At 60.3% G+C, this 20,455-nt stretch carries 18 protein-coding genes and 1 riboswitch; of the genes, 12 read left to right on the forward strand and 6 right to left on the reverse strand.

What is annotated here, in order from left to right; translation table 11 throughout:
• The first annotated feature begins 12 nt into the window (after window positions 1-12).
• Together JFT91_RS29505 and JFT91_RS29510 are read left to right on the forward strand one after the other, a co-directional pair.
• The gene (locus tag JFT91_RS29505; RefSeq protein ID WP_242489229.1) at window positions 13-873 is read left to right on the forward strand and encodes a hypothetical protein; all 861 of its coding nucleotides are present in this window, start codon (window positions 13-15) and stop codon (window positions 871-873) included.
• 118 nt (window positions 874-991) lie between these two features.
• Entirely contained in the window at window positions 992-1,471 is a 480-nt protein-coding gene (locus tag JFT91_RS29510; protein ID WP_242489230.1) for a hypothetical protein, read from the forward strand.
• Between the two features lie 3 nt (window positions 1,472-1,474).
• On the opposite strand, the gene JFT91_RS08490 is transcribed toward JFT91_RS29510, so the two are convergent.
• Window positions 1,475-2,128, reverse strand: a complete 654-nt coding sequence (locus tag JFT91_RS08490) for a protein kinase family protein (protein WP_201232090.1) — start codon at window positions 2,126-2,128, stop codon at window positions 1,475-1,477.
• Between the two features lie 125 nt (window positions 2,129-2,253).
• Between JFT91_RS08490 and msbA the strand changes: the two genes are divergently transcribed.
• From msbA to JFT91_RS08525, 7 genes are all read left to right on the forward strand, one after another.
• Window positions 2,254-4,074 (forward strand): lipid A export permease/ATP-binding protein MsbA, encoded by a 1,821-nt coding sequence (gene msbA, locus JFT91_RS08495; protein ID WP_201232091.1) that lies wholly within the window; start codon window positions 2,254-2,256, stop codon window positions 4,072-4,074.
• The gene (locus tag JFT91_RS08500) at window positions 4,068-4,964 is read left to right on the forward strand and encodes a GNAT family N-acetyltransferase (RefSeq protein ID WP_201232092.1); all 897 of its coding nucleotides are present in this window, start codon (window positions 4,068-4,070) and stop codon (window positions 4,962-4,964) included. The genes msbA and JFT91_RS08500 overlap by 7 nt, the downstream gene beginning before the upstream one ends.
• Before the next feature lie 4 nt (window positions 4,965-4,968).
• The gene (locus JFT91_RS08505; RefSeq protein WP_201232093.1) at window positions 4,969-6,369 is read left to right on the forward strand and encodes a PIG-L deacetylase family protein; all 1,401 of its coding nucleotides are present in this window, start codon (window positions 4,969-4,971) and stop codon (window positions 6,367-6,369) included.
• A gap of 64 nt (window positions 6,370-6,433) precedes the next feature.
• Entirely contained in the window at window positions 6,434-7,855 is a 1,422-nt protein-coding gene (gene hldE, locus JFT91_RS08510; protein WP_201232094.1) for a bifunctional D-glycero-beta-D-manno-heptose-7-phosphate kinase/D-glycero-beta-D-manno-heptose 1-phosphate adenylyltransferase HldE, read from the forward strand.
• 130 nt (window positions 7,856-7,985) lie between these two features.
• Window positions 7,986-8,960 carry a glycosyltransferase family protein gene (locus JFT91_RS08515; protein WP_201232095.1) on the forward strand — a complete coding sequence of 325 codons (975 nt, stop codon included), beginning with the start codon at window positions 7,986-7,988 and terminating at the stop codon, window positions 8,958-8,960.
• On the forward strand, window positions 8,961-9,647 hold the full coding sequence (locus JFT91_RS08520) for a hypothetical protein (RefSeq protein ID WP_201232096.1): 687 nt from the start codon (window positions 8,961-8,963) through the stop codon (window positions 9,645-9,647). It abuts the gene before it with no gap.
• Between the two features lie 52 nt (window positions 9,648-9,699).
• A complete protein-coding gene (locus JFT91_RS08525) occupies window positions 9,700-10,500 on the forward strand; it encodes a hypothetical protein (protein ID WP_201232097.1) in 801 nt (266 codons plus the stop codon).
• A 4-nt stretch (window positions 10,501-10,504) separates the two neighbouring features.
• On the opposite strand, the gene JFT91_RS08530 is transcribed toward JFT91_RS08525, so the two are convergent.
• From JFT91_RS08530 to JFT91_RS08545, 4 genes are all read right to left on the reverse strand, one after another.
• Window positions 10,505-11,470 carry a metal ABC transporter ATPase gene (locus JFT91_RS08530; protein WP_201232098.1) on the reverse strand — a complete coding sequence of 322 codons (966 nt, stop codon included), beginning with the start codon at window positions 11,468-11,470 and terminating at the stop codon, window positions 10,505-10,507.
• Window positions 11,471-11,501: 31 nt separating this feature from the next.
• A complete protein-coding gene (locus tag JFT91_RS08535; RefSeq protein ID WP_201232099.1) occupies window positions 11,502-12,314 on the reverse strand; it encodes an aldo/keto reductase in 813 nt (270 codons plus the stop codon).
• Window positions 12,311-13,486, reverse strand: coding sequence for an NAD(P)/FAD-dependent oxidoreductase (locus JFT91_RS08540; RefSeq protein ID WP_201232100.1), 1,176 nt, complete (start codon window positions 13,484-13,486; stop codon window positions 12,311-12,313). The genes JFT91_RS08535 and JFT91_RS08540 overlap by 4 nt, the downstream gene beginning before the upstream one ends.
• Before the next feature lie 199 nt (window positions 13,487-13,685).
• A complete protein-coding gene (locus JFT91_RS08545) occupies window positions 13,686-14,018 on the reverse strand; it encodes a DMT family transporter (RefSeq protein WP_201148297.1) in 333 nt (110 codons plus the stop codon).
• Between the two features lie 104 nt (window positions 14,019-14,122).
• Between JFT91_RS08545 and JFT91_RS08550 the strand changes: the two genes are divergently transcribed.
• Both JFT91_RS08550 and waaA read left to right on the forward strand, forming a co-directional pair.
• Window positions 14,123-15,019 (forward strand): LysR family transcriptional regulator, encoded by an 897-nt coding sequence (locus tag JFT91_RS08550; RefSeq protein ID WP_201232101.1) that lies wholly within the window; start codon window positions 14,123-14,125, stop codon window positions 15,017-15,019.
• An 11-nt stretch (window positions 15,020-15,030) separates the two neighbouring features.
• Window positions 15,031-16,305 carry a lipid IV(A) 3-deoxy-D-manno-octulosonic acid transferase gene (gene waaA / locus JFT91_RS08555; RefSeq protein ID WP_201232102.1) on the forward strand — a complete coding sequence of 425 codons (1,275 nt, stop codon included), beginning with the start codon at window positions 15,031-15,033 and terminating at the stop codon, window positions 16,303-16,305.
• A gap of 189 nt (window positions 16,306-16,494) precedes the next feature.
• Here waaA and JFT91_RS08560 read toward each other — a convergent pair whose 3' ends face one another.
• Entirely contained in the window at window positions 16,495-17,928 is a 1,434-nt protein-coding gene (locus tag JFT91_RS08560; protein WP_201230204.1) for a TolC family outer membrane protein, read from the reverse strand.
• Between the two features lie 206 nt (window positions 17,929-18,134).
• A riboswitch (TPP riboswitch) is annotated at window positions 18,135-18,240 on the forward strand.
• 146 nt (window positions 18,241-18,386) lie between these two features.
• Between JFT91_RS08560 and thiC the strand changes: the two genes are divergently transcribed.
• Window positions 18,387-20,279, forward strand: a complete 1,893-nt coding sequence (gene thiC, locus JFT91_RS08565; RefSeq protein WP_201232103.1) for a phosphomethylpyrimidine synthase ThiC — start codon at window positions 18,387-18,389, stop codon at window positions 20,277-20,279.
• The last annotated feature ends 176 nt before the right edge of the window (window positions 20,280-20,455 follow it).

Genomic DNA, 20,455 nt, shown 5'->3' on the forward strand with positions numbered 1-20,455 from the left:
TGAGGTGGCTGAGTGAAAGGTACGGGCGTTAAAGTGGCAACTCGAGTCTCCAGAATCATCGATGAATACCCGGTATGGCTGGCTTTCCTGGGCAGTGTGCTGTTATCGCTGATTGCGGTCATGGGTACCGCGACAGTCGGGCGAGATGCCGCGCTGTATATCGATATTGCACAACAAGTCACCGAGCATGGGCCCAATGTAGCCTGGGCTTCCTTCGACTGGCCGTGGTTTTCCTTTCTGCTCGCCGGCACGCATCTGATCCTGCATCTGCCCTTGGAACTGAGCGCCTATCTTTGGTGTGGTCTCTTCTTCGCCGGTACCAGTGCATTGATGGTGGACTGCGTACGTCAGCGTTCTGCGCACGTCACCCGCTGGGCGTGTCTGGTGGTGCTGGCAATGCCAGCGGTCAATGCCTTTCGAAATGACATCATCCGTGAATGCGGTTTCTGGTTTTTCTGCACGCTAACGCTGTGGCTCGCGTTGCGCTGGCAGGCTCGCGGCGGCTGGTTGCGTGCAGCGCTGATCCATCTGGCTATTGTAGCGGCGGCGTTGTTCCGACTGGAGGCCTTGCTGCTGGTGCCGGCCCTGGCACTGTGGCAATTGCCTAGCCTGTGGTCATCGACCCGGCGCGTGCAATTCCTTCAGTTCTCGTTACTGCCGATTCTGGGTTTGTTGATCGTCTCGGTGTCAGGTGTGCTTCTGTCTGCGCGCGTGATGCTTTATCTGGACATGATTGCGCCCCATAGCGTGCTGTCCTCGTTTCAGATGCTGTGCGATCAATTTGCCAATTCGCTCATCAATAAATACTCCCAGGATGAGGCTGGCAGGATCATTTTTTCGGCATCCTGGCGGCCATTGCCATCAGCTTTGTGAAATTGATGGGGCCTTTTGCGGTGCCGTTCATCCTGCGCCGGAACTGGGGGTACTGGGCATCTACTGGCGCGACTATCGTCCCTTTGCCTGGGCGGCGCTGCTGTATCTGGTGGTGTTGGTGCTGTTCTTTCTCAAGCAACAGTTCATGAATGCCCGGTATCTGAGTTTCTTGAACCTGTTGGTTGTGCCTGTGCTGGCGCTGGGGCTGGCGGCGTTTGTTCGCGAGTTCCCGCGCTGGGGCAAGTGGCTGGTTATCGTGGGCTTATTGGTGATGCTGTCGAACGTCATCTCCACCGGGGCTGGCAAGACCCACTATGTCGAGGCCGGGCGCTGGATGTCCTCCCATGTCGAGCCGGGTGCACCGACGTACTTCGGGGACGGGCGGATCAGCTATTACGCCGGTCGCGGATACGTGTTGCCCGTTCTGACCCAGGAAGAGGCGATGTCTGCGGCCCATGCCGGCGACTATCGCTATTTCGTGGTTGAGGCAAAGGGTGACGAACCCTGGCTGAAGGGATGGCTGGAGGCGCACAAGTTGCGCATCCTCGAGCACTTTTCCAATCGCAAAGGTGCGACGGTGGTGGTCATCGGCCGCTAAGGTTCAACCCAACAGCGGACGCAGGCGCGAGATCAGTGGCGCTTGCCGGTTGCTCGGCAGGGCCTGCCGGTAGCCTTCGATAAAGGTGTCGCCAGCGTCCTGGCCCAGCAACCATTGACGATCTTCTTTATAGCGCAGCAAGTGAGCGAAGTTGCGCAGGCGTTTGCTGTCGCTGAGTGCGCGCCTCTGGCAGCGCAGGTCGGCGATGTCGATCAGGCCCAGTTGGTTATCGGGGGTGAGCACGACGTTGCCAAAGTGCAGTGATCGAAAATACACGCCTTTTTCGTGCAGTTGAGCGAAATATCCGCCCAGTTGGAACCTCAACGAATCATTCCCTTTGCTGCTGTCTTGCAACTGGCGCACGGTATCGCCGGCCAGCGGGCTGTAATAGACGCCATCGCGCTCGATGCTCGGAATGCGATACACCGCGATGACGGTCGGACAGAGAATGCCGCGCTGCTCCAGTGCCCGGGTGTTGTCGGCAAAGCGCTGCGCATAGGGGTAGAACAGCGCCGAACTGAGCAGCCGCTTGCGACGGAACAGCTTGAGCATGCGTCCATCGGCCAATCTGAGCACCTTGTCGCCGGAACCGTCGGCTTCCAATACGTGTGCACCTTCGCGCAGTGCCTCGTAAGTGCTGTGGTCAATCGATTGCATGTCTGGCTCCCCATCATTAGCGGGGTATCTTAACCGACTTGGTCAAAGGCTGGCTTGCAGTCATGTTTATCGGGGGAAAAACGCGTGTGATATCATCCCCGCCTCACTGAATTGTGCGGATCACCATGAGCAGTCCTGAACCGAAAGCCCAGTCAACGCTGGCGATCTACTTCCGCCTGCTCGGCTACGTCCGGCCGTACATCAGTCTGTTTCTGATCAGCATCGTCGGCTTTCTGATTTTCGCCTCGACCCAGCCGATGCTTGGTTACATTCTCAAGTATTTCGTCGACGGCCTGTCGAACCCTGAAGCGGTGCTGTTTCCGTCCGTGCCTTACCTGCGTGACCTGCAACTGCTGCAGGCCGTACCGCTGCTGATCATCCTGATCGCCGCGTGGCAAGGCCTGGGATCTTATCTGGGCAACTACTTTCTGGCCAAGGTTTCCCTCGGTCTGGTGCATGACCTGCGGGTGCAGTTGTTCAATAACCTGCTGGTACTGCCTAACCGCTACTTCGACAAGCATAACTCCGGTCATCTGATTTCGCGTATCACCTTCAACGTGACCATGGTCACAGGGGCGGCAACAGATGCGATCAAGGTCGTAATCCGTGAAGGCATGACGGTCATCTTCCTGTTCGCCTCCCTGCTGTTCATGAACTGGAAGCTGACGCTGGTGATGGTGGCGATCCTGCCGCTGATCGCTGTGATGGTGCGTACCGCGAGCAAGAAATTCCGCAAGCAGAGCAAGAAGATCCAGTTGGCCATGGGCGATGTCACTCACGTGGCGTCGGAAACCATCCAGGGCTATCGCGTGGTGCGCAGCTTCGGCGGCGAAGTCTACGAACAGAAACGCTTCCTCAAGGCCAGCCAGAGCAACACCGACAAACAGCTGCGCATGACCCGCACCGGCGCGATCTACACGCCAATGCTGCAACTGGTGATCTACAGCGCCATGGCAGTGCTGATGTTCCTCGTGCTGTACCTGCGTGGCGATTCCTCGGCGGGCGACATGGTCGCCTACATCACCCTGGCCGGCCTGCTGCCGAAGCCGATCCGCCAATTGTCCGAAGTCAGCTCGACCATCCAGAAAGGCGTGGCCGGTGCTGAAAGTATTTTCGAGCAACTGGACGTTGAGCCAGAAGTCGATACCGGTACCGTCGAGCGCGACTCAGTGACCGGTCGTCTGGACGTGCGCAATCTGAGCTTCACCTACCCAGGCACCGAGCGTCAGGTGCTCGACGGCATCAGCTTCACGGCCGAGCCCGGGCAGATGGTTGCACTGGTCGGTCGTTCGGGCAGCGGCAAGTCGACGCTGGCCAACCTGATTCCGCGCTTCTATCACCATAACAAGGGCGAAATCCTTATCGACGGTGTGGAAGTCGAGCAATACAAACTGCTCAATCTGCGTCGTCACATTTCCCAAGTGACCCAGCACGTCACGTTGTTCAGCGACACCGTGGCCAACAACATCGCTTATGGCGACCTGGCCGGCGCGCCGCGTGAAGACATCGAAAAAGCGGCGCGTGATGCGTATGCGATGGACTTCATCGAGCAATTGCCTGAGGGCCTCGATACGCAAGTCGGCGAAAATGGCGTGCTGCTCTCTGGCGGCCAGCGTCAGCGGCTGGCGATTGCCCGGGCATTGCTCAAGAACTCGCCTTTGCTGATTCTCGACGAGGCTACCTCGGCACTCGACACCGAGTCCGAGCGGCACATTCAGGCGGCTCTGGATCAAGTCATGAAGGGGCGCACCACGCTGGTGATCGCGCATCGTCTGTCGACCATCGAGAAAGCCGATCTGATTCTGGTCATGGATCAGGGCCGCATCGTCGAGCGTGGTACGCACGACCAGTTGCTGGCGCAGAACGGTTACTACGCACGCCTCAATGCCAAAGAGTTTGAAGAGGGTGACGAGCTGCAGCCGGCCCACGTGACCAACGTATGCTGACGGTGTTTCGCAGCTTTCGTGAACGTGGCTGGACCGAAATTGACCGGGACGCCTACGCTCAAGCCTGGCGGCGTTTCGGTGGCAGCTTTGCGACGCATCCCGAGGTGGTTGAGCGACTGTCGACATTCGTCGGGATCGAGCTGCGCTATCTGGGCTGGATCGTTGATGGTGAGGTGGTTGCCGCGATCCCTTGCTGGGGGCGGCACGTGGCCTTGTCCAAGGAAGTCCTCAAGCGCGAAGGCAAGCGCGGCTTGCTCGACATGGGCAATGCGGAAATCATCCTGCCGATCGCGCCGGATGTCGTCGTGCCGGTTCGCCAGCGCATGGCCTATGTTTCCCAGCTCAATGCCGAGCAGATCAGCACCCTGAAACCGCAACCGGAGGGCCTGGCCCTGGCCCGGCTGCCGGAAGAGTATTCGAAGAAGTTTCGCTACAACCAGCGCCGCGAACAGCGTTTGCTGGAGGAGGCGGGTGGGGCGCTGGTGCCGATGGCGGAGTTTTCTCCGGCAGAGCAAGCGCAGGCATATGCCGATCTGTTCGAGCGTCGCTGGGGCTTTGCGGTGCCAGGCAAGGCCGGGCTCGTCGAGGTCTTCACGTTGTTGCGCGAGTTCATGACCGGTTCTGTTGCCATGCTTGAGTCGGCGCCGGTGGCGATTCAGGTTCTGTACCGTGTCGAGGCGCCGCAATGGGTGTCGCTGGAGTACATCAACGGCGGCGTCGACCCTGAAACCCGCGAGTTCAGCCCCGGCAGCGTGTTGAGTTTTCTCAATACGCAAAGCGCCTGGGAGCATGCGCGGGCGCTGGACAAACCGCTGCGTTTCTCCTTCGGTCGCGCCGACCGTGAATACAAGGATCGCTGGTGCAATCCTGTGCCGGTCTACAAGGTCTGACCCCATGAGCGCTCGCAAGCAACAACTTCTCAAGGCCCATCGCCGCAGTAAGCGTCTTTTCCTCGTTGCCTTTCTGCTGGCGCTGTTGCTGATCGGGGTGTTGATTGGCTGGTGGTTGCTGCCGTTGTTGCTGGTGCTGGCCTGGGTCGCCCACGAAGCGTGGTTTGCCGATCATCTGTTCTATCGGCCCGGCGACGATTATCAATACGTGTTTCCTGCGGACGCGGCGCGTCAAGCCGTGAGTCTGGATGGCGACGTGGTGCGTTTGAGCGAACCGCTGGCGCCGGGCGAGACGCTGGTACTCGAACTTGAGTTGAAGGCCAATTGGCTGGGGCGCTGGCTCGATCCCCATGTTCAGGTGGGCGATGATCGTCAGGACTTCGAACGTGGGGTCAAAGGTCGGCGCTTCCTTAATCTTTCCGGGCAGGCAGACGCATTGGCTCAAGGCGCACTGGCGCTGCGTGGCGGATACTGCACGACGGCGCGCACGGGCACTTTGTGGGTGATGGCCAACCCTGACTACAGCCGCCAGCGCGTGATGGTCATTGCGCCTCACGCCGATGATGCGGAGCTTGCGGCATTCGGTCTTTACAGCCGTAGCGAAGACGCCAGTATCGTCACTCTCACCCAGGGTGAGATCGAGGCCGAAGACTTCCAGCGTCTGGGCCTCGATCAAGCCGCAGCCGCGCGCTTGAAGGGGCGCCTGCGCAGTTGGGACAGTCTGGTGATTCCCCTGTGGGGTGGTGTGCCGGCAGAGTGTTGCGTGCAGTTGGGTTACTACTGCCTGCAATTGCCGGCAATGGCCGCCGAGCCGACCCAGGCGTTTGGCTCACGCGAGTCGCTGGAAAACGATGTGCGCAGCGTGCGCCGCCACAACCCGCTGACCTTGCCTGGTGACATTGACGGGCAGCCGACCTGGCAGAATCTGATCGGCGACCTGACGGCCCTGCTGGAGCACTATCGTCCAGAAGTGCTGGTGACACCGCACCCGGAACTGGACCCGCATAGTGATCACGTCGCCGCTACTCAGGCGCTGCTTGAGGCCGTTGGCCGCAGCAGCTGGAAGCCGACGACTCTGTTGATGTACGCCAATCATCTGCATGACAACGACCGCTGGCCGATGGGGCCGGCCGGTGCCGGCATCGCGCTGCCGCCGGCCATCGAACCTTTGCCGGCCGATCGTTTGTGGAGCCCGCTGCTGTCAGCCGACGTGCAACTGGACAAGGCCATGGCGCTGGCCATGGAGCACGACTTGCAGGGCGGGCAAGTGTTCAAGCGGCAATTGCGCCGCTGGATCCAGCAGGGACTGGCGGGGCGCCGCTGGCCTGTCACGGGTAGTAACGAATTTTTCCGCAAGGCTGTCCGACGCCACGAATTGTTCTGGGTGCGCGACCTTTCAGATTGAGGCGGACGGCGCTTTACCCTGTGTTAATATCGCGCCCCTGTTCATTTTGTATGTGGGTTGCTCCATGAAGTTGTCCATGCCGCGATTCGATCAAGCCCCTGTCTTGGTGGTCGGCGATGTCATGCTCGACCGTTACTGGCATGGTGGTACCTCACGGATTTCCCCTGAGGCGCCGGTTCCGGTCGTAAAAGTCGAGCAAATCGAAGACCGTCCGGGCGGTGCTGCCAACGTTGCCTTGAACATTGCTGCGCTGGGTGCGCCGGCATCTCTGGTCGGTGTGACCGGCGATGACGAAGCCGCCGACAGCCTGAGCAACAGTCTCAAGGGCGCGGGCGTGCGAGCTCTGTTCCAGCGCATCGCGCATCAGCCGACCATCGTCAAACTGCGGGTCATGAGCCGACACCAGCAATTGCTGCGAATCGACTTTGAAGAACCGTTCGCCACCGATGCCCTGGCCCTGGCCTCGCAGGTCGATGACCTGCTCGAAGGCATCAAGGTGCTGGTGTTGTCGGATTACGGCAAAGGTGCACTGAAGAACCATCAAACCCTGATTCAGGCGGCTCGCGCCAAAGGCATTCCGGTGCTGGCCGATCCAAAGGGCAAGGACTTCTCGATTTATCGGGGTGCCAGCCTGATCACGCCGAACCTCAGCGAGTTCGAAACCATCGTCGGCGGTTGCGCCGATGAACACGAGTTGGTGAGCAAGGGCGCCGCCCTGATGCACGACCTCGAACTCGGCGCGCTGCTGGTGACGCGTGGCGAACACGGCATGACCCTGTTGCGCCCGGATCATCCGGCGTTGCACTTGCCGGCACGTGCCCGTGAAGTGTTCGACGTGACCGGTGCCGGCGATACCGTTATTTCTACCTTGGCGGCGGCGATTGCCGCTGGCGAGGAGCTGCCTCACGCTGTCGCCCTGGCCAATCTGGCGGCGGGCATCGTCGTTGGCAAGCTTGGTACGGCGGCGATCAGCGCGCCGGAACTGCGCCGCGCCATTCAGCGCGAAGAAGGTTCAGAACGTGGCGTGTTGGGGCTGGAGCAATTGCTGCTGGCGGTTGCCGATGCCCGTGCGCACAACGAGCGGATCGTCTTTACCAATGGCTGCTTCGATATCCTTCATGCCGGCCATGTGACCTATCTGGAACAGGCTCGCGCTCAGGGCGATCGTCTGATCGTGGCGATCAACGATGATGCCTCGGTCAGCCGACTGAAAGGGCCGGGTCGTCCGATCAACAGTGTCGACCGCCGCATGGCAGTACTGGCCGGTCTCGGCGCAGTGGACTGGGTGATCAGCTTCCCTGAAGGCACGCCGGAAAACCTGCTGCGCGAGGTCAAACCGGATGTGTTGGTCAAAGGTGGGGATTACGGCATCGATCAGGTTGTCGGCGCCGATATCGTCACTGCTTACGGCGGTACGGTGAAGGTGCTGGGGCTGGTGGAAAACAGCTCGACCACGGCGATTGTCGAGAAAATCCGCAGTCGTTGATCAGATGAATTTTTACCGTTGTGTACTGCGTGTGAACGGATTTTGCCTTGGGGATCTAACCGTTTCCGTTGATGTTGGCAGGTTTGAATCCGATGCGCTTGCCTGCCTACGTCGCGTGGTCAATTAACCTATGAAAGTCATGCTCCTGGTGATGGACGAGCAGCGGGTCATTCTCGACCGGCTCTACGACATCGTGCAGCAGAACTGTGATGAATGTGTCATCTACCGTCTGAGCAAACAGCAACAGATGAACCTCGGGCCATTTCTGGCCTCGGTCGATTACCAGGCTTTCGACCGCGTGGTGATCTTCTCCCGGGTCAAGCGCCTGGCCCCGCAATTGCGGGTGCTCAAGTGCATTCCCGGGCTGATCTTCCTCGAACACGACGCCTACCAGAACTACATGCCTGCGAGTAAGTATCGGGGCGTGTATTCGCGCCTCTACAGCCGTCTGCCGAGCTGCCGGGCGCTGGTCTCCGGTGCGGTGGTCGCGCGCAAGATGCTCGCCGAAGGCATCGACACGGTGTTCGTCTCCAAGGGTTACGACGAGCAAATGCTGCGCAATACCGGCGCCGAGCGGGACATCCCTATCGGTTTTCTCGGCAGCCTGAAAAGTACCGAGTATGCCGAACGCAAGGCTCTGCTCGAATCGCTGTCGAAGCGAACGGGGATGCTGGTGACGCGCACGAAGTCGGGCTCGGAGTATCTCGAAACGCTCAATCGCATCAGGATCTTTGTCAGTGCCGATATCGGCATGAACGAGTTCATGATCAAGAACTTCGAAGCCATGGCCTGCGGCTGTGTGCTGCTGGCCTGGAGCCAGGGCGAAGAAGACCGGTTGCTCGGTTTCGAAGACATGCACAACACCGTGTTTTATCGCAGCGAAGACGAGGCGGTGGAAAAGATCAAACTGTTGCAGGACAACCCTGAGTTGGCAGATCGCATCGCCAGCAATGGTCAGGCCTTTGCACAGAGCCGCTATTCATTCGCTCGGGTTGGCCAGGCCCTCGCCACTGAAATCCAGCGCGAGATGCGCCCATGGCAGCCGCCATCGGCGTTCACGCGGTTCTGGGTGAAGCTGCGTCACGGGATGAAGGTACCGGTCTGAATGATGGACGAACACATGGCGCTGGATGCGCTGCCCGGTGGTGACCAGTCTGTGTTGGGCGCGTTGCCCGAGGCGTTGCGCGAGTGCCTGAGTCGCGCAGTGCGGGTCATCCTGATTGCCAACAATCCGGCCATCACGGCGGCAGATGTTCAGGCGCTGAACATTGGCGTTGATGACGTCGTCGTCAGCTTCAATACCTGCATCAAGGCTCCGCTGCTCAACGCGCAAAGCGTCAATGTCTTTGTGCACGGCTACAACGCCCCGGATGCGTATTTTTTCGGTCTGCCTTACGGGGCAGACGTACAGCGACTGATCAATCAGGCGAGCGAGCGTTGTTTCACTCTGCTGGTCGGTTGCGCAGCACCGATGTGCCCGTTACCAAGGGTGGCGATGTACTGGGATCGCATCCCGTTGCCGCCGCTGTGGAACTATCCGGTCGACCGGCCGGGTGGCAAGCGTTACGTCGGGCCCACGACCGGTTTCAACACGCTGGTGTTGCTCGACTGGTTGCGCGCCCAACCCGGTTATACCTATCAACTGCTGACCCTGGGTTTTTCCAACGAAGCCGGCAAGCTGTGGGGTGGTCACGCCTGGGATTACGAGCGCAACTGGCTGCAGCAGTCGGACGTTATCGTGGTGCCTCTGCAACCCCGTCGCTGGTGGCAAAAGCTGTTCCGCCAGAAATAAGCGATAACGTGTTGCCGGCCAGGCCCGAACTACTTTCAAAAGGTGCTGTTGAGTGTTGAAAATTGCCGTGGCATTTTTCGGGATTCCGAGAAACTCGCCGATTTGCTTTCCCTCCATCGAACAGAACGTCTTGGCGCAGTTGCCTGCGGGCAGCGAAGTACAGTGCTTTTATCACCTGTACAAAATCGATGAAGTGCAGAACTCGCGCTCCGGCGAAAAAGGCGAGCTGGCGGCGGACAACTATCAGCCGTTCGAATCGATGACCGGGACGCTGACGTCAACCGAAGGCGTGCTGGAGCGCTGGGATTTCGAGCAGGTCAAGGCACAGGGCGACACCTGGGCCGATGACTTCGCGTCGCTGCGTAACCTGATCTATCAGCTCAATTCGCTGCACACCGTGACCACGATGATCGAGGCCTTCGATCCGGATTTCGTGGTGTTCGTGCGGCCGGACAACTTCTTCCACAACCCGCTGCCTGCTTATGTGTTCAATCATCCAGAGGCCCGGCGGCACAATGCCTACATTCCGGACTGGCAGTGGTGGGGCGGGCTGAATGACCGCTTTGCCATTTGCGGGCGCGACACTTACGTCGCCTACGGCAAGCGGATCGAGCGCATCTTCGAGTTCTGCAAGGCGACGGGAAGAAAGCTGCATTCCGAGCGTTTGCTCAAATATGTATTGCAGCAAGTCGATGCGAGAATTTGCACACTGCCGACTCAAGCATCACGGGTGCGCATTACCGGTGCATTTGCCGAAGAGTCGTTCTCGCCCAAGCGCGGCATGGGCAAGCGCGAAAACCGTTATTTCCATTTCTTCGCGACTTTGCGCACGTGGCTGGATCGTCGCCGCTAGGCGGCTATTTGCTCGCACGTTGTTTGCCAATGCCGACCAGGCGTAACGCCTTGATGCTCAATTGCTTGAGCCCCTGGCGTGGGGCCTTTGCCGGTTGCAGGCCCTGTTGCACCAGCCAGTCTTTCCAGCGAATCCGTTCTTCGCGCACCACCCAGCCCTGCTGGGTCGCGAAGCTCTCTGCGAGGTAAAGTCCGCGGGTGCTGGCCGGCACGAGTTTGTCGCGCTTGAGGGTATAGAGCTCGGCCAGTGGTGCGCCGTCTTTGAGTGGCATCAGGTAGAGGTCAGGGCGTTTACGGTCGAGCCGTGCCACCAGTTGATCACCCTCCAGACGCTCATCGACATGAAACAGGCTCAAGGATTTTGCTTCCTTGGGCACTTCCAGTCGCAGGTCATAGATCAATTGCAGCGACGCCGTCGGCAAGTGCACATAGGCCCGTGGTCGTTCGAGCAATTGCAGGTTGGCGCAGCGTACTGGCCGAGCCGAGCCGGACAATGGCGTCAAGCGAAACGGCAGCGCTTCGCGATAGTGCAGGGCCGTGGCGTAAGGCGCAGGCAGCCAGGTGTCATTGAAACGACCGCCAAGCCAGCCTTCAGGGGTTTCCAGCAAACATTCTTCGGCGATCTCTTGAATGGCCGTGTGCAGCGGAATGTTCAGTTCGTGCGCCGGTACATAACCGGAAATCAATTTGAGCACTACGTCGCCGCGATCCTGGCGCCGCTGGCGCACCAGCACCCAGTAGTCGCGATTTTGCCAATGCAGGGTCAGTCGCACCGACACGCCAAGGTTGGCCAACTCCACCGCGAACCGCTCGGCATCGGCGACGCTCACCGGTTTGCGCCGCTGCAAGGTCTGGGCAAAATTCAGCGGCATGCCGACGCTCTGATAACTCAGGCCCTCGGGCGTGGCTTCGACGAACAGTGGCAGGGTTTTGAAGTTGCTCGGGTTCTTTCTGATGAGCGTGCGCGGCATATCGGCTCCTGCTTAAGGCCGCGAAGCGGCGTCAGTGACCACGTAGGACCTGGGCTACGGTCGCAACGTTGTGGGCGAGGTGCAGCGGATTGATCGTGCCGACAATAGCACTGGCCACGCCAGGCTGCGCGAACAGCAACTCGAAACTGGCGCGCACCGGATCCACGCCCGGGCTCAGGCAAACATGGCCGCTGGCCAAGGCTTTTTTCACCAGAATGGCTTTGCCGTGGGCAGCAGCATAGTCAATGACAGCTTTCTCGTTTTGTTCGTTCAGATTGTAGGTGACCATCGCGCAGTCCCCTTGCTCCAATGCTTTCAGGCCACCTTCGACGGTTTTGCCGGAGAAGCCGAAGCCGCGGATCTTGCCCTCGGCCTTGAGCGCCGCGAGTGTCGCGTAAACCTCTTCGTGCTCGAGAATCGCCACGTCGTTGCCGTCGGAATGCACCAGTACCAGATCGATAAAATCGGTTTCAAGACGTTGCAGGCTGCGCTCGACGGACATCCGCGTGTGAGTCGCACTGAAGTCGTGGAGCGACAGACCATCGGCAAATTCCTCGCCGACCTTGCTGACAATCACCCAGTCCTGACGCTGGCCGCGCAACAGTGGGCCGAGGCGTTCTTCGCTGCGACCATAGGCTGGCGCGGTGTCGATCAGGTTGATGCCCAGTTCGCGCGCCTGGCGGAGCAGCATTCGCGCTTCGTCGTCACCGGGGATCTGAAAACCGTTGGGGTATTTCACGCCTTGGTCGCGGCCGAGTTTGACCGTGCCCAGGCCTAACGGCGAAACCATCAGGCCGGTGCTGCCCAGAGGGCGATGCAGGTCGTGCAGGTTGGCGATGGTCATGGCAACAGTTGCTCCCAGGCTGGAACGCCCATCGGTGGTTTCGGCAGCGCCGGCAACGGTTCAGTGGCTTGCGGCTGGATGCCGTCACGCTCAAGAGAAGCGATCACCCGGTCAGCGAAGTCCGGCGCGAGCGCCAGTTTGGTTGGCCAGCCGACCAGCAAGCGACCCTGTTCGGCGAGAAAGGCGTTGTCGGGGCGTGTCAGCCCGGTTTGCAGTGGCTCGGCGCGGTCGACACGCAGGGTTGCCCATTGCGTGGTACTGAGGTCGATCCATGGCAGCAACTGCGCAATCTCTTTTTTCGCGGTGGCGATTTGCTCGGCCGGTTCGCGGTGCACACCCTCGCTCTCGGCGATGTCGCCGCCCATGTACCAGACCCACTGACCGTCAGCGGCCGGATGGGTGGTCACGGTAATGCGCGGTTTGGTGCCGCCGCCCAGGCAATGTGCGTACAGCGGTTTCAGGCCCGGGCCTTTGGCGATGATCATGTGCAGTGGGCGGCGTTGCATGGCCGGCTGGGTCAGGCCGAGGTCTTCGAGCAATTGCGCGGTGCCAGCCCCGGCGCTGAGGACGATGCGCTGCGCACGAATCTCGCGGCCGTCGACTTTCAAACCGACTAGCACGCCCGCCTCCAGCAGCGGTGCGATGGTTTGCCCGGCGAGCAGGCCATCACCAGCCAGCTCTGCCAGGCGCTGGATCAGGCTTGGCACATCGACCACCAGTTCGGCGAGGCGGTAGACCTTGCCCTTGAAGCGTTTGTCTTGCAGAGCCGGCGGTAACTGCTCGCCCTTGACCTGATCGACACGGCCGCGTACGGCTTTGCTGGCGAAGAAACTGGTGAGGTTGCCGGCGAGGGTGCCCGGCGACCACAGATAGTGGGCCTCGGACAGCAGGCGCACGCCGGTCAGGTCCAATTCGCCGTTGCCGGCCAATGCTTCACGCCAGCGTCGCGGCATGTCGGCGATGGCTTCCGAGGCGCCGGTCAGCGCACCGTGCAGCGCGTACTTGGCGCCACCGTGGATGATGCCCTGGGACTTCACACTCTGCCCGCCGCCGAGGCTGGCGCTTTCCACCAGCACGGTCGAAAAACCCTGACGGCGCAGACGCGCGTTCAGCCAGAGGCCAGCGACACCAGCGCCGACAATCAGAACGTCGGTGGAAATAACGGATGGCATGCAACGACCTCAGTGTTCAAGACGAGGGCGCAGTATACAGACTCGGGAAAGAGGCGGATTTGTCGATGATCAACAGGGCTGACGCAAAACCGATGTGGGAGCGAGCCTGCTCGCGAATGCAGTGTGTCAGGCAACATTGTTGTCGATTGACACGCCCTCTTCGCGAGCAGGCTCGCTCCTACAGGGATTGGGGTTGGCTTTAATGGCCGGCGGTTTTCGAGAATAGCTGGATGACGACGACACCGAGCACGATCAACGCCATCCCCAGCATCGCCGGCACATCGAGTTTCTGCCCATAAATGAACAGCGCGGCCACGCTGACCATCACGATGCCCATGCCGGCCCACACCGCATAGGCGACACCCACTGGCACCGAGCGCACCACCAACGTCAGCATCCAGAATGCAATTGCGTAGCCGACGATAACCAGAATCAGCGGCAGGGGAGTGCTGAAGCCCTTGACCGCTTTCATCGACACGGTGGCTATCACTTCGGCACAGATGGCAATGGCCAGATAGACGTAGGCGTTCATGTTCAATCCTCAATGTGAAACGTTACTTTCCAGGGCGGCATTTTAGTGATTCCTCAGATGCGGTAAAGTCATTACCTATCTGTATTGGAGATAGGTCGACAGGCATGCAATGGAATCTCGATCAGCTACGCATATTCGTCAACGTCGCCGAGCAACGCTCGTTTTCTGCCGTGGCGCGCCAGCAACGCAAGGCGCAGTCGGCGATCAGCAGTGCCATCGCCATGCTCGAAGATGATCTGGGCGTCAGCCTGTTTGAGCGTAGCAGCGGCCGCCAGCCTAGCCTCACTGAAGCCGGCGAGGCGCTGCTGGAAGAAGCGCGCGAAGTGCTGCGCCAATGCGAGCGCCTCAACGGCCGGGCGATGGCCATGATGCGTGGGCAGGAAGCGCAACTGCGAGTGGCGCAGGATGAAGCGATGCCCTATCAGGCGCTGGTGGAAAGTTTTGGCGAGCTGGGCGAGCAGTTTCCCAGCCTCGAAGTGCAGCTGACCAGCGCCGCGCAAGGCGAAGTCGCGCGCAAACTGGTCGAGCGTCGTGCCGATCTCGGACTGCTGTTTTATCACGACGAAATCCCCGAAGCGCTGGAGCGTCGGGTGCTCGGCAGCGTGGAAATGGTCACGGTCTGCGGGATCAATCATCCGTTGGCGACACAGTCCTACGTCACCTGTCAGCAACTGGCGCAACACCGCCAGTTACTCATGTCGACGCAAACCAGCGTCTATCCCGGGAATGAGCCGGCCAGCCCGCGAGTCTGGCGCGCCGACAGTTTTTACGTGATGGCCGAATGGCTGGTGCGCGATCTTGGCTGGGCGTGGTTGCCGCGGCACGTCGTGCAGTACTCGGCGTATCAGGGCCTGATGGTCGAACTCGACAGCGAATGGACCCCGCCGGCGCTGGTGGTGGAACTGGTCTGGCGCCGCGACGAACCCCTCGGGCCGGCCGCGCGCTGGCTGGCCGAACGTTTTGCCGTGCGCTTGCGGGCGATCGGCGACAAAAGTCGATAAACTCCGCCGCCATGAATAGAACTCTGTACACCGCGCTGTTTTATCTGGGGCTGCCATTGGTGGCGATTCGGCTGTGGCTGCGCGCGCGCAAGGCGCCGGCGTATGCCAAGCGGATTGGCGAACGCTTCTCTTACGGGATGCCGACGCTGCAACCCGGCGGCATCTGGGTGCACGCGGTGTCGGTGGGCGAAAGTATCGCTGCGGCGCCGATGATCCGCGCCTTGCTGCAACGTTATCCGACGCTGCCGATCACCGTCACCTGCATGACGCCAACCGGTTCGGAGCGCATTCAGGCGCTGTTCGCCAACGAACCGCGCATTCAGCATTGCTACCTGCCGTATGACTTGCCGTGCGCAGCGGCGCGGTTTCTTGATCGGGCGCAACCGAAACTCGCGGTGATCATGGAAACCGAGCTGTGGCCCAACCACATTCACCAATGCGCCAAGCGTGGGATTGCAGTGGCGCTGGCCAATGGGCGTTTGTCCGAGCGCTCGGCGCGCGGTTACGGCCGCTTCAGCAAACTGACTGCGCCGATGCTCGCCGAGATGAGCCTGTTTGCCGTACAGACCGAAGCTGAAGCCCAGCGCTTCCGTGATCTCGGCGCGCGCCCGGAGACTGTCGAGGTCACCGGTTCGATCAAATTCGACCTGACCATCGACCCGCAACTGCTGCAACGTGCCGCCGAACTGCGCAATCAGTGGCAGGCGCTTGAACGTCCGGTGTGGATCGCCGCCAGTACCCATGAAGGCGAGGACGAAGTGGTGCTCAACGCCCATCGTCGTTTGCTGGCCAATCACCCGGATGCGCTGCTGATTCTGGTGCCGCGTCATCCCGAGCGGTTCAACTCGGTGTTCGAACTGTGCCAGCGTGAAGGTTTTGCCACGGTGCGACGTTCGACCGGGACTAACGTCGATGCGCAGACGTCAGTGCTGCTCGGCGACACCATGGGCGAATTGCTGTTTCTCTATGCCTTGGCTGACAGCGCATTCGTCGGCGGCAGTCTGGTGGCGAACGGTGGTCACAACCTGCTGGAACCGGCAGCGCTGGCGAAGCCGGTTATCTGCGGCCCGCACCTGTTCAACTTCCTCGACATCGCCGCGCAACTGCGCGAAGCCGGGGCGTTGGCCGAAGTGGATGATGCCGAAGGACTGGCGGTGGAAGTACAGCGCTTGTTCGAGTTACCGCGTGATGCGCAACGCATGGCCGAGGCCGGGCTGGCGGTGATGCGCCGCAATCAGGGGGCTTTGCAGCGCTTGCTGGATGGCTTGGGCAGACTGATCAACTGAGGAGCACTCAACCCTGTGGCGAGGGGATTTATCCCCGATGGGCTGCGAAGCGGCCCCAAACTCATTCACCGCGTTACCATTACCGGATTTACGACCGCTGCGCAGTCGGTCGGGGATAAATCCCCTCACCACATCTGGCAGCATCTACATATCCATGTAGGCACTGCCAAAGGCTGCGGGTTTTTGCTTTTAAGGCCTTGCCTTGAGCTGTGCCTCGGCTGCCTTGGCCAGATCCGGTGGCAGGAAGTCCTTGTCCGGGTTGTAGTCGGCCTTCAGATAACGCCGCAGATCTTCCAGATCCCCAGGATTCAACGTCCCCGCCGCCTGCTTCAAACGCAGGTTGTCGAGGATGTAGTCATAACGCGTGTTGTTGTAGTTGCGCACCGAGGTGTACAGCTGACGTTGCGCATCGAGCACATCAACGATGTTGCGCGTACCCACCTGATAACCGATTTCCGTGGCTTCCACCGCGCTCTGGTTGGAGATGATCGATTGCTTGCGTGCCTGTACCTGCTCGACGTCGGTGTTCACCGCTCGGTGCAGGTTGCGGGTGTTTTCCACCACTTGCCGGCGCAGGGACTCACGCTGTTGCTCGCTCTGATCCAGTTGCGCATACGACTGGCGCACCTGCGAACTGGTCAGCCCGCCGCTGTAGATCGGGATGTTCAGTTGCAGGGCCAGCGTGGTTTGCTCGACGTTGCCACCGTACGGCGCGCCGAAGGCGTTCGGGTTGGCGAAACCGAGAGCATCGTTGTCGCCTTTTTCGTATTTCGCTACGGCATCCAGGGTCGGCAGGTGGCCGGCCTTTCGCTGTTTCAAGGTTTCTTCGGCCGAGCTGACGGCAAAGTTGCTGGCGAGCAGATTCAGGTTCTGTTTCGCCGCGGTATCGACCCAGGCCTTGGCGTCGTTCGGCGCCGGCGGCAGGATCGGCAGGGTGTGGACGATGCCCTGAATCGAGTTGTACTGACGGTTGGTCAGGGTGATCAGCGCTTCGAAGGCGTCGTCGACCTGACGCTGAGCGACGATGCGGTTGGCCCGTGCGGTGTCGTAACTGGCTTGCGATTGCAGGACGTCGGTCTTGTCCGACAGGCCGACATCGAAGCGCTCGTTGGACTGGTCGAGCTGGCGCTTGAACGCGGCTTCTTCAGCCTTGGTCGAGGCCAAGTTGTCTTGGCTGCGCAGGACGTTGAAATAATTTTCGGCCGATTGCAGGATCAGGTTCTGTTCCGTCGCCGAGAGTTGCAGCGCGGCTTGCTCGTTGACGTCCTTGGCGGCCTGGTACTGGAACCAGCGATCGGCACGGAACAACGGTTGAGCGAGGGTCGCCTGATATGAGTGAGCGCTGCGATTGGCGATGGCCGATGGCTGATCGATCGAGGTACGCACGTTGGCTGTTTCGGCACCGCCGGACAGATTCGGCAGCAGTCCTGCGCGGGCCTGCGGCACCACTTCTTTCTGTGCGCCGTACTGGGCGCGGGCGGCGGCCAGATCGGCGTTGTTGTCGACCGCTTCCTGATAGACGCTGACCAGATCGGTTTTGGTCGACAAGGGCGCTTCTGCTGCCCAGGCCATTGCGTTGGACGCACAAGACACGGCAACAGCCAGTGAAAGTTTGCGCAGCATGAGGCGATCCCTAGCATGAATATTATGGAAATAATGTGCGCGCCAAGGCTACGGCGCGGCCCCCGCAGCGTCAAGGCGCAGCGGGGCTAGGCGAGTGTAGTTGTGCATTGCGGCGGCAACAATCCTGCAAGTCCTGCCAATTGCGCCATTCATCATGGTGTTTGCCGCGGTGTTGGCGTTCTTTGCCAGTTGTGTCTAGACTGGCCGGGTTCTTGTCGGGGTGCCTTGCTATGAGGCTGAGATCGAATAATTTCGGATCCCGTTGAACCTGATCAGGTTAGCGCCTGCGTAGGGAACAAGATTTCTCGTCACCCGGCGAGTCCTCTTGTGCTTCGTCCGGGAAATTGTTCGACAATCGAACGCTCGACGACGATGCACAGCACCAGTCCTGGTGCGTCCGTGCCTTTCAGGTTCTGCTCCGACAATCCACTGCCTGGATGCTGTCTGGAGAGCCCGTGATGACCACTACAAAATCAAAAAACGCGATCAACCTGAGTGACTCGGCCAAGGTCGACGAGCAATCGGTCAAGCCGTTCACACGTTCGCAAAAAGTCTACGTTCAGGGCTCTCGCCCGGACATCCGCGTGCCGATGCGCGAAATCTCCCTCGACGTGACCCCGACCGACTTCGGCGGCGAAATCAACGCGCCAGTCACCGTTTACGACACCTCGGGTCCGTACACTGATCCGAACGTGGTCATCGATGTGCGCAAAGGCCTGGGCGATGTGCGTTCGGCGTGGATCGACGACCGTGGTGACACCGAGCGCCTGGCCGGTCTGAGCTCGAACTTCGGCCAGCAGCGCCTGGCCGATGCCGAGCTGACCAAACTGCGCTTCGCCCACGTCAACAACCCGCGCCGCGCCAAGGCCGGGGCCAACGTCAGCCAGATGCACTACGCGCGTCAGGGCATCATCACCGCCGAGATGGAATACGTTGCCATCCGCGAAAACATGAAGCTGCAAGAGGCCCGCGCTGCCGGTCTGTTAACTCAGCAACACGCCGGTCACAGCTTCGGCGCGAGCATCCCGAAAGAAATCACCGCCGAGTTCGTCCGCGAAGAAATCGCCCGTGGCCGTGCGATCATTCCGGCCAACATCAACCACGTCGAACTGGAACCGATGATCATCGGCCGTAACTTCCTGGTGAAGATCAACGGCAACATCGGCAACAGTGCTCTGGGTTCTTCGATCGAAGAAGAAGTGGCGAAACTGACCTGGGGCATTCGTTGGGGTTCGGACACCGTGATGGACTTGTCCACCGGTAAACACATCCATGAAACCCGTGAGTGGATCATCCGTAACTCGCCAGTGCCGATCGGTACCGTGCCGATCTATCAAGCGCTGGAGAAGGTCAACGGCGTCGCTGAAGACCTGACCTGGGAGCTGTTCCGCGACACGCTGATCGAGCAGGCCGAGCAGGGCGTCGACTACTTCACCATCCATGCTGGCGTGTTGCTGCGCTACGTGCCGCTGACCGCCAAGCGTGTGACAGGCATCGTTTCCCGTGGCGGTTCGATCATGGCCAAGTGGTGCCTGGCGCACCACAAAGAGAACTTCCTCTACACCCACTTCGACGAAATCTGCGAAATCATGAAGGCCTACGACGTCAGCTTCTCGCTGGGCGACGGCCTGCGTCCTGGCTCGATTGCCGACGCCAACGATGAAGCGCAATTTGGCGAACTGGAGACCCTCGGCGAGCTGACCAAGATCGCCTGGAAACATGACGTGCAGTGCATGATCGAAGGCCCGGGTCACGTGCCGATGCAGTTGATCAAAGAGAACATGGACAAGCAGCTCGAGTGCTGCGATGAGGCGCCGTTCTACACCCTCGGCCCGCTGACCACCGACATCGCGCCGGGCTACGACCACATCACTTCCGGTATTGGTGCGGCAATGATCGGCTGGTTCGGTTGCGCCATGCTTTGCTACGTGACGCCGAAGGAGCACTTGGGTCTGCCGAACAAGGATGACGTGAAAACCGGGATCATCACTTACAAGATCGCCGCGCATGCCGCCGACCTTGCGAAGGGACATCCGGGCGCGCAGATTCGCGACAACGCGTTGAGCAAGGCGCGTTTCGAATTCCGTTGGGAAGACCAGTTCAACCTCGGTCTCGATCCGGACACCGCCCGTTCCTATCACGATGAAACCCTGCCGAAGGATTCGGCGAAGGTCGCGCACTTCTGTTCGATGTGCGGGCCGAAATTCTGCTCGATGAAGATCACTCAGGAAGTCCGCGAATACGCGGCCAACCAACGGATCGAAGCGGTCGACGTGGATGTCGCCCAAGGCCTTGCGGAACAGGCCGCGCGGTTCAAGAAGGAAGGCAGTCAGCTGTACAAAAAGGTTTGATCCCTAGCTGATCTTTTGTGGTGAGGGGATTTATCCCCGATGGGTTGCGAAGCGGCCCCAAAATCTGAGAATGCGGTACATCTGAAAGACCCGGTTCTCAAAGTTGCGACTGCTGCGCAGTCGATCGGGGCGGTGCGACGTTTCGCTAAATCCCCTCGCCACAAGAGGGCAGCTTG

This window comes from Pseudomonas sp. TH08 (assembly GCF_016651275.1).
GTDB lineage: Bacteria > Pseudomonadota > Gammaproteobacteria > Pseudomonadales > Pseudomonadaceae > Aquipseudomonas.

Bases quoted from the DNA above. Each gene is read 5' to 3' on its own strand.
- waaA (WP_201232102.1), top strand. From the start codon at position 15,031: ATGAATAGAACTCTGTACACCGCGCTGTTTTATCTGGGGCTGCCATTG.
- JFT91_RS08545 (WP_201148297.1), bottom strand. From the start codon at position 14,018: ATGAACGCCTACGTCTATCTGGCCATTGCCATCTGTGCCGAAGTGATA.
- JFT91_RS08505 (WP_201232093.1), top strand. From the start codon at position 4,969: ATGAGCGCTCGCAAGCAACAACTTCTCAAGGCCCATCGCCGCAGTAAG.
- JFT91_RS08535 (WP_201232099.1), bottom strand. From the start codon at position 12,314: ATGACCATCGCCAACCTGCACGACCTGCATCGCCCTCTGGGCAGCACC.
- hldE (WP_201232094.1), top strand. From the start codon at position 6,434: ATGAAGTTGTCCATGCCGCGATTCGATCAAGCCCCTGTCTTGGTGGTC.
- JFT91_RS08515 (WP_201232095.1), top strand. From the start codon at position 7,986: ATGAAAGTCATGCTCCTGGTGATGGACGAGCAGCGGGTCATTCTCGAC.
- msbA (WP_201232091.1), top strand. From the start codon at position 2,254: ATGAGCAGTCCTGAACCGAAAGCCCAGTCAACGCTGGCGATCTACTTC.
- JFT91_RS08540 (WP_201232100.1), bottom strand. From the start codon at position 13,486: ATGCCATCCGTTATTTCCACCGACGTTCTGATTGTCGGCGCTGGTGTC.
- JFT91_RS08560 (WP_201230204.1), bottom strand. From the start codon at position 17,928: ATGCTGCGCAAACTTTCACTGGCTGTTGCCGTGTCTTGTGCGTCCAAC.
- thiC (WP_201232103.1), top strand. From the start codon at position 18,387: ATGACCACTACAAAATCAAAAAACGCGATCAACCTGAGTGACTCGGCC.
- JFT91_RS08550 (WP_201232101.1), top strand. From the start codon at position 14,123: ATGCAATGGAATCTCGATCAGCTACGCATATTCGTCAACGTCGCCGAG.
- JFT91_RS08520 (WP_201232096.1), top strand. From the start codon at position 8,961: ATGATGGACGAACACATGGCGCTGGATGCGCTGCCCGGTGGTGACCAG.
- JFT91_RS08530 (WP_201232098.1), bottom strand. From the start codon at position 11,470: ATGCCGCGCACGCTCATCAGAAAGAACCCGAGCAACTTCAAAACCCTG.
- JFT91_RS08500 (WP_201232092.1), top strand. From the start codon at position 4,068: ATGCTGACGGTGTTTCGCAGCTTTCGTGAACGTGGCTGGACCGAAATT.
- JFT91_RS08490 (WP_201232090.1), bottom strand. From the start codon at position 2,128: ATGCAATCGATTGACCACAGCACTTACGAGGCACTGCGCGAAGGTGCA.